The organism is Pseudomonas sp. CCI4.2, assembly GCF_034350045.1.
Taxonomy (GTDB): domain Bacteria; phylum Pseudomonadota; class Gammaproteobacteria; order Pseudomonadales; family Pseudomonadaceae; genus Aquipseudomonas.
On sequence record NZ_CP133781.1, the window covers coordinates 5,359,831 to 5,371,864 of the forward strand.

The window sequence follows — 12,034 nt, forward strand, 5'->3', positions numbered from 1 at the left end:
CCATGAAGGATTACCTGCTCACTCTTCGCTGGTGTGCACTTTACGGTGCAGGATCGCCTGAAATTCATCGGCGAACGTGTAGTAACGATTGATCAACGTTTCGCTGCGAGCAGAGAAGCGGTTGTAGGCGATTACTGCGGGGATGGCGGCGAACAGACCAATAGCGGTAGCGACCAGAGCTTCCGAGATACCCGGCGCAACCGTCGCCAGAGTGGCCTGTTGCACAGTGGCCAGACCACGGAAGGAGTTCATGATCCCCCATACGGTACCGAACAGGCCGATATAGGGACTGGTGGAACCCACCGTCGCCAGAAACGGCAAACTCTGTTCGAGTTTTTCTTCTTCGCGAGAAATGGCGACGCGCATGGCCCGAGCCACACCTTCCATCACAGCATCAGGGTCGACGCCTGGCTGCTGACGCAGACGGGAAAACTCTTTAAAGCCTGCACGGAAGATTTGCTCAACACCCGAATCAGGGTCCGGGTTGCTGCCAGCCTGACGGTAGAGCTTGGACAGATCGATACCCGACCAGAAGCGCTCTTCAAAGCTCTCCAGTGCCCGACGAGCCGCGCGTATCATACTGCTACGCTGAAAGATCATGATCCAGGAGGTGATTGAAGCACCCACCAAAATCAGCATGACCAACTGAACAACGATGCTGGCATTGCTGACCATACTCCACATGGAGGAATGGTCGACTACGTTAGCTTCCACGCGCTATCTCCTGCTCTAAATGTGTACCCGCGCCGCCCTGGTCGGCAAAGGCCGCACGCAAAGCTTCGGGAATGGCCCGGGGTTTCAAACTGTCGGCGCGCACACACGCCACCAAAAACTTTCCTTCGCAAAGCAGCGTTTCGTCCGCAGCCAATCTGACCTGTTGACGAAATCGCAGGCTGGCGCGGTTCAACTCAATGACTTCAACGCTTATCAACAGCTCATCGTCCAATCGCGCCGGCTTGTGATAACGCGCCTCGCAGGAATGAACGACAAACAACAGATCGTCCCCTACCAGCTGCGACTGGGCAAAACCCAACGCTCGTAGCTGCTCGGTTCGAGCCCGCTCCATGAATTTCAAATAGTTAACGTAATAAACGATGCCGCCCGCATCGGTGTCCTCGTAATAAACGCGACAGCGATGGACGAATGACTGAACCCCGTTTTGCGCGCGCATACTCTAGTGCTTACTCCTCGGAATGCCAATCCGCCAGACAACTGTTTTTCATTTTTTGCCGCTTAATGTTGGTCTGATCAGCGCATCTGCCTGTCAGACCACCAAAACCCCGAATAAATCAGCACCTTGTGCGTTTTATTTAATCGTCTGCGTCATCAACAAAATCACTGGCGACGGGCATGTCGCCCATTCGCGATGGAATGTTCAATCCAAAGTGCAGGTACGCGTGTCGAGTGACGACCCGACCACGCGGGGTACGCATGATATAGCCTTGTTGGATCAAATAGGGCTCAAGAACATCTTCAATGGTATGGCGCTCTTCGCTGATGGCGGCAGCTAAGCTGTCGACACCCACCGGACCACCGTCAAACTTCTCGATCATGGTCAACAGCAGACGTCTGTCCTGGTGATCGAAGCCACGCTCATCGACATCGAGCAGGTTCAATGCCAGGTCAGCAGTTGCTTTTGAGATGTGACCGTTGCCCCGAACTTCTGCGTAATCTCGCACCCGACGAAGCAGTCGATTGGCGATTCGCGGCGTGCCCCGGGCACGACGGGCAATTTCAAAAGCGCCCTCTGCTTCAATCGGCAACCCCAGGATACCGGCCGAGCGGGTGACAATCGTGGCCAAGTCTGCGGTGTTATAGAACTCGAGACGCTGGACAATACCGAAGCGGTCACGCAACGGGTTAGTCAACATGCCTGCACGGGTGGTAGCCCCCACCAGCGTAAACGGCGGCAAATCCAGCTTGATCGAGCGCGCGGCAGGACCTTCGCCGATCATGATGTCAAGCTGGAAATCTTCCATGGCCGGGTACAGCACTTCCTCGACGATAGGCGAAAGCCGATGAATCTCGTCGATGAACAGCACGTCGTTGGGTTCAAGATTGGTCAGAATCGCTGCGAGATCACCTGGGCGTTCCAACACCGGCCCGGAGGTGCTCTTGATCGAGACGCCCATTTCTTGGGCAATGATATGCGCCAACGTGGTTTTGCCCAGACCGGGCGGTCCGAAAATCAACGTGTGGTCCAGTGCTTCGTTGCGGCCTCGCGCAGCTTGGATGAATAGCTCCATCTGCTCGCGCACCACCGGCTGACCAATATAGTCGGCCAAGCTCAGCGGACGAATTGCACGGTCCAATTGTTCATCCCGGTCGCGGCCGGTAGCGGTTATCAAGCGGTCAGCGTCGATCACTTAAGCCATTCCCTTCAAAGCACGTCGAATCAGGTCTTCGCTGCTCAAGTTTTTATCTTTGATCGCAGAAACCGCCTTACTGGCTTCCTGAGGCTTATAGCCCAGGGAAATCAAAGCGCTGACGGCATCGGATTCAGCACTGGCCACCTGTGGCGCTGCAGTAGGACCATTGGAGACCAAGGTGAAACTACCGGGTACCGATTCCCACGCTTTGAATCGATCCTTGAGTTCGACCAACAAGCGTTCGGCAGTTTTTTTGCCGACCCCAGGGATTCGAGTCAAGGCAGAAGTATCCTGCGCCTGAACGCAACGAACCAGCTCATCCACTTCCAGCCCCGACATCAGCGCCAACGCCAGTTTCGGACCTACGCCATTAAGACGAATCAGCTCACGAAACAGTTCACGCTCACGCTTTTCAAAAAAGCCGTACAGCAGATGGGCGTCCTCACGAACCACCAGATGGGTGTGCAAGGTCACAGGCTCGCCCAAATGAGGCAGGCGATACAACGTACTCATCGGCACTTCCAGCTCATAGCCGACGCCGTTGACATCCAGAACCAGATGCGGCGGCTGTTTTTCAACCAGAAAACCGCGTAACCGTCCAATCACGTATCAGATCCTTTCTTATGGTCAGCCGCAGCCATCAGGCTGACACAAATAATGGTCGCCATCATTACAGGAGTGACGCAACCATGGGAAAAAAGTTAAGCGAATGATGCATCAGAGACGCAAACGACCGCTGCGACTGCGGGCAGCACTTAATCCATGAGGAATAAGGCTCGAACGGGTGTGCGCATGACACAGCGCAATGGCCAGCGCGTCTGACGCATCAATCTGAGGTTTTTGGGTCAGCTTCAATAAATGCATGACCATCATCATCACCTGCTCTTTATTGGCCCCACCTGTTCCCGCCACTGCCTGCTTGACCTGGGTGGCCGTGTATTCAGCAATTTCCAGACTTTCTTCGGCGCCCGCCACAATCGCAGCGCCTCGCGCCTGCCCAAGTTTGAGCGCCGAATCGGCGTTACGCGCCATAAATACTTTTTCGATGCCCATGGTCACTGGACCGTACGTCTGAATGACTTCCCGAACGCCTCGATAGACAATTTGTAACCGTTCATGCAGCAGACCACTGCCGGTCCGAATACAACCCGATGCCACGTACACGCAGCCGCGGCCGGTGTCCCGCACTACGCCATAGCCGGTAATTCGCGAACCGGGGTCGATACCAAGGATAAGAGTCATAACGCCTGCAGCTTAAGAAGTGACGCACAATTAGCGCAGCATAAAGGCAGAAACCGGAAGCCGATAGCGATGTGAGTACCGCGGCTTCGCCCCTCCTGCTTCAAGAACGCACTGATAGCGATTGATCAGCCGAGCTGCTCCAGAACGTCGTCTGGAATTTCCGCATTGGAGTAGACGCTTTGCACGTCGTCCAGATCTTCAAGCATGTCGATCAACTTGAGCACTTTTTCTGCAGTGTCGAGATCAAGCACGGCACTCGTGGTGGGCAACATGACGATCTCTGCGTCGGCGGCCTTAAAACCTGCGGACTCCAGCGCATTACGCACGGCATAGAAACCGGTGAACGAGGTGAAGACGTCAATCGAGCCATCGTCGTTGCTCACCACATCATCGGCGTCCGCTTCCATCGCAGCCTCTATCAGGGCGTCTTCATCAACACCTGCCGCAAAAGAGATTTGCCCCTTGCGGTCGAAGAGATAAGCCACCGAGCCGTCGGTCCCGAGATTACCACCGCATTTGACGAACGCATGACGCACGGCCGCGGCAGTGCGGTTACGGCTGTCGGTCATGGTTTCGACCATAATCGCTACACCACCTGGACCGTAGCCCTCGTAGCCAAGCTCTTCGACATCATCACCTTCGGCAGCGCCGGCGCCACGGGCGACAGCACGATCGATGGTGTCACGGGTCATGTTGGCGCCCAACGCTTTGTCCAACGCCAGCCGCAAGCGTGGATTAGTGCCTGGATCGCCACCACCCTGACGTGCTGCGACGGTCAGTTCACGGATCCACTTGGTGAAAATCTTGCCTTTCTTGGCATCCTGACGCTCTTTGCGGTGCTTTATGTTCGCCCACTTAGAATGACCTGCCATCTCTCGCTCCGAATTCTTTTAAAACGCTCACACTCTTTGCCGGCTAAACGCGGGCAAAAGCTCAACTATTCTGTGGCCGGATGGATCGGGGCGCAGCAACACGGGCTTTCACCCAGGCGATGCGCCCGGCTCGGCTATTACTCAGCTTTTGGCTGTTCGCGCAAACGAATGTGCAGCTCACGCAGTTGCTTGGCATCAACCACGCCCGGTGCCTGGGTCATGACGTCAGCCGCGCTCTGGGTTTTCGGGAATGCGATCACTTCACGGATCGATTGGGCGCCGGTCATCAGCATCACCAGACGGTCAAGACCGAAAGCCAGGCCGCCATGGGGTGGCGCACCGTATTTCAGAGCATCAAGCAGGAAGCCGAATTTCTCTTGCTGCTCGTCTTCACTGATACCCAACAGACGGAACACCGCTTGTTGCATTTCCTTTCGGTGAATACGAATCGAACCGCCGCCCAACTCGGTACCGTTAAGGACCATGTCGTAGGCACGCGACAACGCCGTTGCCGGGTTGGCTTCGAGTTCTTCCGGGCTGCATTTGGGTGCAGTGAACGGATGGTGCAACGCAGTGAAGCTGCCGTCGTCGTTCTCTTCGAACATCGGGAAATCGACGACCCACATTGGCGCCCATTCACACGTGTGCAGTTTCAGGTCGTTACCGACGCGGATACGTAACGCGCCCAAGGCTTCGCTAACGATCTTGGATTTATCTGCACCGAAAAACACGATGTCGCCATCGACAGCACCAACGCGGTCGAGAATGACCTTGAGGTTTTCCTCAGGAATGAACTTGACGATTGGCGACTGCAGGCCTTCGGCGCCTTTGGCGCGATCGTTGACCTTGATATAAGCCAAGCCCTTGGCGCCGTAGATGCTGACGAACTTGGTGTAGTCGTCGATCTGGCTACGCGGCATGCTGGCGGCGCCGGGTACTCGCAACGCGGCAACACGGCCTTTCGGATCGTTGGCCGGGCCACTGAACACCTTGAATTCTACGGCACTCAACTGGTCGGCAACGTCTACCAGTTCCAGCGGATTACGCAGGTCCGGCTTGTCGGAGCCATAACGGCGCATGGCTTCGGCGAAGGTCATGTGCGGGAATTCACCGAACTCCAGGTCCAGGACTTCCTTGAACAACTGACGGATCATCTTTTCAGTGATGCCGATGATATCGGCCTCATTGAGGAAGCTGGTCTCGATGTCGATCTGAGTGAATTCCGGCTGACGGTCAGCGCGCAGGTCTTCGTCGCGGAAGCACTTGGCAATTTGGTAATAACGATCAAAGCCGGCAACCATCAACAGCTGCTTAAACAGCTGCGGCGATTGCGGCAAAGCAAAAAAGCTGCCTGGGTGTGTGCGGCTAGGCACTAAATAGTCGCGAGCGCCTTCCGGCGTTGCGCGAGTCAGAATCGGCGTCTCGACATCGAGGAAGCCGTTCTCATCCAGGTAGCGACGGATGCTGGTGGTAACACGCGAACGCAGACGCAGCTTTTCAGCCATTTCTGGACGGCGCAAATCAATGAAGCGATAGCGCAGACGCGTCTCTTCGCCCACGTCAGAGAATTCGTTCAGTGGGAACGGCGGGGTTTCCGATTCGTTCAACACTTCAAGCTCATAGCCCAACACTTCAATAGCGCCAGAAGCCATGTTCGCGTTTACTGCGCCTGCTGGACGCGCACGGACCTTGCCGGTGACTTTGACCACGTATTCGCTGCGCACGCGGTCGGCGGCGGCGAAGGTGCCAGCGCGATCAGGGTCGAACACCACCTGAGCCAAGCCTTCACGATCACGGATATCGAGGAAAATAACCCCGCCGTGGTCGCGACGGCGGTGAACCCATCCGCAAAGGGTAATTTCCTGACCTTCCAGGCTCTCGTTCAGTTGGCCGCAATAATGGCTGCGCATCATGATGGTGTTTTCACTTCTCGTAATTCGGAATTCGGTGGAGCCCTTGCCCTTCGCTTTCGCTCAATAGTGCAAGAACCCTGGCGTGCAGTTCAACCCGACGGCCTGCGCCCCGTAGTAAGGCGGGGGATTATATAGGGTAAATTGACGCAGTGCAGCCGCACGAACTGATCGCCACGACATAAGTGTGCTGCCCATGGCGAACCCCTGCCGAACCCACGCCCCCGACAGGCCCAAGCGCCACCGTTACGCGGGTGACATGACTATCGATTCGGCCTTTAAAAGGTAAGCCACACAGACCACCCGGATCAGCCCACTAAAATTTTTCACGCCACCATGGCGCAGATGCACTTCACGATCGACGTACGACAGTACCGCGTTAACTGAACAACTATTGGCGCGGGCAATATTGGCGAGAATATTCCAATACACCTCCTCCAGACGCAAGCAGGTGGCTAATCCATTCAAGCGAACGGACTTGGAATGAGGCCGCGCAAGATTCATATTAAAATCCTCTACAAAAGGATCATCTTGTATCTTCCCGTAACGACTGAACTCTTTATTTTGATACCCACTGCGCTGAACCATTATCGACTCTCCCCTGAATTATTTAACAATTCCCTTGAGCACAAACAAATGCAAAATCCACTTGCATGTAAAGCCAATGAACGGTTTCTAGCCAGTAGAAGAAACACTTCAAACCTGTAGGACACAGCGACATTTCTACGAGGATTGTAGAAACTCGAAAATCGTTAACTCAAATCATTCAGGCGTGTGTCATCAATAGTTATATTTTAACTGCCAAGACACGGGGAGCACCATCGACGGCTGCGGCGAGGCACCAAGCAGGCTGAGCGCCAGCCGCGGATGGCAGAGGCCAAGCGAGACTGAGGGCGAAACAAACCCAATGCGACGGCATTAGGCGATGCGAGTGACATTGAGGTGTCACTCGCGAACGTTTATTACTTTGTTTCAAGTAGCGAGCGAAGCATCCATGCAGTCTTTTCATGAACTTGCATACGTTGGGTCAACAGATCGGCAGTTGGCTCATCACTCACTTTATCGACCAGAGGAAAAATGCTGCGGGCGGTACGTGAAATCGCTTCTTGCCCTTGGACCAATTGCTTGATCATGTCTTCAGCACTTGGTACCCCTTCCTCTTCTTTAATAGAAGTCAAACGCGCGTAAGCGGCGTAAGTGCCGGGAGCCGGAAAGCCCAACGCACGGATTCGCTCAGCGACCAGATCTACCGCCAGTGCAAGTTCGTTATATTGCTCTTCGAACATCAAATGCAGGGTGCGGAACATTGGACCGCTGACGTTCCAGTGAAAGTTGTGGGTCTTCATATAAAGCACATATGTATCCGCCAATAGACGAGAAAGACCGTCCACAATTTCTTTGCGATCTTCTTCGTTGATACCGATATCGATTGCCATGCTTTTCCCCTTTATATGATGGTGTTACGTGACACGTGCAGGACCACTCTACCAAGAGAACCGAAGCAACGCAGCCATCGATTGGGCTATCGCCTGCGACAAAAAGGTCGCAGGGAAGCACATACCATCTGCGCCGCGGGCCGAACGACAAGCGTTCTCGTCATTTTTTGAAACTGATGCTTACGATCCAGACAGCACCTAAGAGAGGCTAAGCCTTGCCGCTCTAGATCGGGCATCGGCGGAGTAATACGGCCTTACTTTAACGGATCCGCCGAGCGCCACCGAGGTTGCGCCAAGCGCTTGATTTGAGTAGCCCCCAGCTTTGCTGTTAAATACACGCGTGTCGCTACTGACCTGCCGTTTTTGAAGTAGTGCATAGGCTGACCCACCGTCCGTGCAGCACGCCTCCTTTTATTTAGAAGCGTACCGAGCGTAATCAGCTATTTCCTCGTAATCCGTCTCAATGTGAGTTATCAAAATGTTAAAAATCGTCCACCTGCTAACGGGAGCAGCAGCCCTGCTGCTTTCCTTCATCCCTAGCCTGCGTAGTGAAGCGCTGTCTACGTACCTTCTGCAACCCGATGCTCTTTATCTGGCGCTTTTCGGTTTACTCAACCTGGTACTTGCTCCAGTAATTCCATACTGGAACCGGGGCACACGTCATCAGCTACAAAACCTGGTCAGCGCGTTGCTCGTGCTCGCCGTCATCCTCCAAACGTTGACCCTGCTTGTTCCGCTACAAACTATTGCTGGCCAACCGGCGATCATCGTCAGCTTGCTCAGTGTCTTCATCGCCGTGGTGCTGCATCTGGCCGTCAGCTTCTACCAATCGTCACCCTCACCCTCCGCCCTTAGCCACGATATGACCAACCGCGATACCGGGACCGTCAAGTGGTTCAACACGTCCAAAGGATTCGGGTTTATCTCCCGAGACTCCGGCGACGATATTTTCGTGCACTTCCGTGCCATTCGCGGCGAAGGCCACCGCGTTCTGGTAGAAGGTCAGCGCGTGGAATTCTCTGTAATGAACCGCGACAAAGGTCTGCAGGCTGAAGATGTAATCGCAGCCCTGCCGCGCCGCTAACACCCAACACGTCACCAGAAAGACAAAACCCGCGTCTCTCAATAGAGCGCGGGTTTTTTGTCGCATAGTGAAAAGCGCCTCAATAATGCGGCGGCGGAGCGTCTTCCTCGAATGTGTCGAACTGACTGCCCATTTCTTCCTGACGCTTGAGCAGCGCGGCCATCTGTAACTGCAGGCGCTCAACCACACGCTGCTGGCTGACCAGCACATCGTTCAGCGACTGGATGGTGTCATCCTGAAAAGCCTGCCGACTTTCCAATTCGTTAATACGTTGCTCAAGGCTCATGCCCGCTCCTCTTCAAAACGAAAATCAGTCATCAACACGTCCCGCAACCGGTGACGAACGGCCGCGAGTTCTTCACGACTGTAAGGTTTTGCAGGGTGCTTACCCCAAACAGGCGCAGGCCAAGCGGCATCGTTGCGGAAGCGGACGACAACATGCACATGGAGTTGGCTGACGACATTACCCAGCGCGGCCACATTGAGCTTATCGGCACTAAAGGACTCGTTGAGCAGCTGCGCTAGCACAGTGGCTTCTTGCCAAAGCTGCAATTGATCGGATGCTTCCAGCTGAAACAACTCACTGATACCCGGCCGACGCGGTACAAGAATGAACCACGGGTAATTCGAATCGTTGGATAACAACAAACGGCACAACGGAAAGTCTCCGATAGCCACTGTATCTTGCGCAAGACGCGGATCTAAAACGAACACCGCAGACCTCCTGATCAATCGGTTGATTTTGTGCTTTTTTTTGAGGCGAGAAACACCCCCGAGCAATGCCGAGCAGGATACTCGGGTATGGATTATCGATTACGGGCAATCGGTTGTCATAGACTAGTAGATAACGTCCAACAATCTGACACGCTACACCCCCTAATGAACACCTCCATGCACCAGCACAGCACGCAATCAGCAGGTTTGCACCGATATGGATCAATTTCCCCTCCGAGCGCAAACTGAGCAACACCTCTTTAACAATCCTCAGGCTCAGGGTGCAAGTGGCGCGTTTGCGGCTAACCGTCGTTTTGAATAAAAAAACACCGTTCACCCGCTGGCTAGCGCCTTATCACCAATCACCCAAGCCCAACATCAAGCATCTCAACCTCCCAACGCACCAAAACGACTCACATCTCGTCGACAGCAGTGCTACCTCATCCGCCGTTTACCCATTTCTAACGTCACTCAGGTAACGCTTTGGGGATATTCTTCCTGGCCAATGGCCTTTTGTGAAATTTTCATGTCGCAAAAAAAATAAAAAAATATCGTTAAAAAACAAATGGTTAAGAAATATATTCATTGGCGGATTGACCAAATGTGAAAAAAAAGTAAATGCTTAGGAACTTTGTGCACGGTTGTTGCTATGACTCACATAAGAGTTTGAAGAGCCACCGGTGTTAAAAGCGGAGCTTTGAAAACGAAAAAAAACGGAAGCGTTGGATGCAAAGGAGTGTTTTTGAATGGCTGCTCATAGATTGTTTCTACCTATGCTCAAGCCTTCAAAAAGCACTGTTGTAGTTACGGAGCTTGATAGCGGGAAGCTACGTGATTGCGACATGGACAACCTACATTTGCGACAAGGCCGTAAAGATAACGAAAGGATAGGTTTGCAACTATCGCCAACATGGTCAGCGTGATATAAGTTTGCGCCGACACAAAAAACGAAAGAGCCTCCCAGATAAAAAAACAGGTGGGATGGCGGTAACTTATTAAAAACCAAAGGAGCAAGTCACGATGAAAGTGATGAAGTGGAGCGCAATCGCCTTAGCAGTTACTGCGGGTATGACTCAATTGGCATCGGCGGCAGCATTCGTCACTGACCAAGCTGACGCAAAGGGTTTTGTAGAAGACACAACACTGAACGTGTTGCTGCGGAACTACTACTTTAACCGTGACAACAAAAACGGCGCTCATGACTCCGTTGACTGGACTCAAGGCTTCCGGGGCAACTTGAGCTCTGGCTTCACCCAGGGCACTGTAGGTTTTGGCGTTGACGCATTCGGCTACCTCAGCGTTAAGCTGGACGGCGGCGACGGCACTACCGGCACTAACAACACTGCTTTGAGCGCTAATGGCAAGACTCAGGACAGCATGGGCAAAGCGGGCGCAGCACTGAAAATCCGCGTATCGAAAACCCTGTTGGAAATCGGTCAGCAACAACCGACTACTTCACCTGTATTCGCTGTAGGCGGCTCGCGCGTTCTGCCGCAAACCGCTACTGGTATCTCGTTGATGAGCAGCGAGATCAAGGGCCTGGACGTAGAAGCAGGTCACTTCACTTCGGCATCCAGCGAAAGCCAGATGAACAGCAACGGTGAATTGTGGTCCGAGTACGGCACCATTGCTGGTGCACACGCCAAGTCTATGAATTACGTCGGCGGCAAGTACGCAATCAGTGACAGCCTGTCGGCCTCCCTGTACGCAGGCAAGCTGGAAGATATCTGGAACCAGTACTACACCAACGTGAACTACGTACTGCCAATCACTGACACTCAGTCAGTGGCATTTGACTTCAACTACTACCTCACTCGCGATACCGGCGACGCAAAACTCGGCAACATCGACAACAACTCGTACTCGTTGCAAGCCGCTTATTCGTTCATGACTGCGCACACCGTAACTCTGGCGTTCCAGAAAGTTAACGGTAACACGCCGTTCGACTACGTCGGTGTGGGTGACAACGACCGTGGTGCGGATTCAATCTTCCTCGCCAACTCCATCCAGTACTCCGACTTTAACAGCCCGGGTGAAAAATCGGCTCAGGTCCGCTACGACATCAACATGGCGTCCTACGGCGTTCCTGGTCTGAGCTTCATGACCCGTTACGTTTACGGTTGGGATATCGACTACAGCAAAGTTAACCCAACTGGCGGCTACGGCGGTTACTACAGCGCCACTGCTACCGACGTATCGCACCACGAGACCAACCTGGAAGCCAAGTATGTTCTCCAGACAGGTCCAGCGAAGAACCTCTCGTTCCGTATCCGTCAAGCTTGGCACACTGCCGATGCTGGCCAGATCGACGGCGACACCAAAGAGTTCCGCCTGATCGTCGACTACCCGATCTCGATCTTGTAATCGCAGTCAGCTAACTCGTTTCAAAAAAACCCGGCTGATGCCG

The 12,034-nt window shown here is 53.8% G+C and carries 13 protein-coding genes; 2 read left to right on the forward strand and 11 right to left on the reverse strand.

Annotated features, from left to right (window positions below; genetic code table 11):
* Positions 1–18: 18 nt before the first annotated feature.
* The 9 genes from tolQ to RHM65_RS24405 all read right to left on the reverse strand — a co-directional run bounded on the left by tolQ (position 19) and on the right by RHM65_RS24405 (position 7,829).
* A complete protein-coding gene (gene tolQ / locus RHM65_RS24365; protein ID WP_322168140.1) occupies positions 19–714 on the reverse strand; it encodes a protein TolQ in 696 nt (231 codons plus the stop codon).
* Complete coding sequence (gene ybgC, locus RHM65_RS24370; RefSeq protein WP_322168139.1) at positions 704–1,171, reverse strand: tol-pal system-associated acyl-CoA thioesterase; 468 nt, start codon at positions 1,169–1,171, stop codon at positions 704–706. Before ybgC ends, tolQ begins: the two co-directional genes overlap by 11 nt.
* A 139-nt stretch (positions 1,172–1,310) precedes the next feature.
* A complete protein-coding gene (gene ruvB / locus RHM65_RS24375) occupies positions 1,311–2,366 on the reverse strand; it encodes a Holliday junction branch migration DNA helicase RuvB (RefSeq protein ID WP_322168138.1) in 1,056 nt (351 codons plus the stop codon).
* Positions 2,367–2,975, reverse strand: coding sequence for a Holliday junction branch migration protein RuvA (gene ruvA / locus RHM65_RS24380; RefSeq protein WP_322168137.1), 609 nt, complete (start codon positions 2,973–2,975; stop codon positions 2,367–2,369). It lies immediately after the preceding gene.
* Positions 2,976–3,086: 111 nt separating this feature from the next.
* Complete coding sequence (gene ruvC, locus RHM65_RS24385; RefSeq protein ID WP_299833790.1) at positions 3,087–3,611, reverse strand: crossover junction endodeoxyribonuclease RuvC; 525 nt, start codon at positions 3,609–3,611, stop codon at positions 3,087–3,089.
* 125 nt (positions 3,612–3,736) lie between these two features.
* Positions 3,737–4,483 (reverse strand): YebC/PmpR family DNA-binding transcriptional regulator, encoded by a 747-nt coding sequence (locus RHM65_RS24390; RefSeq protein ID WP_322168136.1) that lies wholly within the window; start codon positions 4,481–4,483, stop codon positions 3,737–3,739.
* Positions 4,484–4,620: 137 nt separating this feature from the next.
* Positions 4,621–6,396, reverse strand: a complete 1,776-nt coding sequence (aspS, locus tag RHM65_RS24395) for an aspartate--tRNA ligase (RefSeq protein ID WP_322168135.1) — start codon at positions 6,394–6,396, stop codon at positions 4,621–4,623.
* A gap of 243 nt (positions 6,397–6,639) precedes the next feature.
* Positions 6,640–6,981, reverse strand: a complete 342-nt coding sequence (locus RHM65_RS24400; protein WP_322168134.1) for a ribbon-helix-helix domain-containing protein — start codon at positions 6,979–6,981, stop codon at positions 6,640–6,642.
* A gap of 374 nt (positions 6,982–7,355) precedes the next feature.
* Positions 7,356–7,829, reverse strand: coding sequence for a Dps family protein (locus tag RHM65_RS24405; protein ID WP_322168133.1), 474 nt, complete (start codon positions 7,827–7,829; stop codon positions 7,356–7,358).
* A gap of 478 nt (positions 7,830–8,307) precedes the next feature.
* Between RHM65_RS24405 and RHM65_RS24410 the strand changes: the two genes are divergently transcribed.
* Positions 8,308–8,913, forward strand: coding sequence for a cold-shock protein (locus RHM65_RS24410; RefSeq protein WP_322168132.1), 606 nt, complete (start codon positions 8,308–8,310; stop codon positions 8,911–8,913).
* Positions 8,914–8,992: 79 nt separating this feature from the next.
* Here RHM65_RS24410 and RHM65_RS24415 read toward each other — a convergent pair whose 3' ends face one another.
* Complete coding sequence (locus RHM65_RS24415) at positions 8,993–9,199, reverse strand: SlyX family protein (protein WP_299833777.1); 207 nt, start codon at positions 9,197–9,199, stop codon at positions 8,993–8,995.
* On the reverse strand, positions 9,196–9,627 hold the full coding sequence (locus RHM65_RS24420) for an HIT domain-containing protein (protein WP_322168131.1): 432 nt from the start codon (positions 9,625–9,627) through the stop codon (positions 9,196–9,198). Before RHM65_RS24420 ends, RHM65_RS24415 begins: the two co-directional genes overlap by 4 nt.
* 1,020 nt (positions 9,628–10,647) lie before the next feature.
* Here RHM65_RS24420 and RHM65_RS24425 point away from each other — a divergent pair.
* Positions 10,648–11,991: an OprD family porin gene (locus RHM65_RS24425; protein WP_322168130.1), complete on the forward strand. Its 1,344-nt coding sequence runs from the start codon at positions 10,648–10,650 to the stop codon at positions 11,989–11,991.
* The last annotated feature ends 43 nt before the right edge of the window (positions 11,992–12,034 follow it).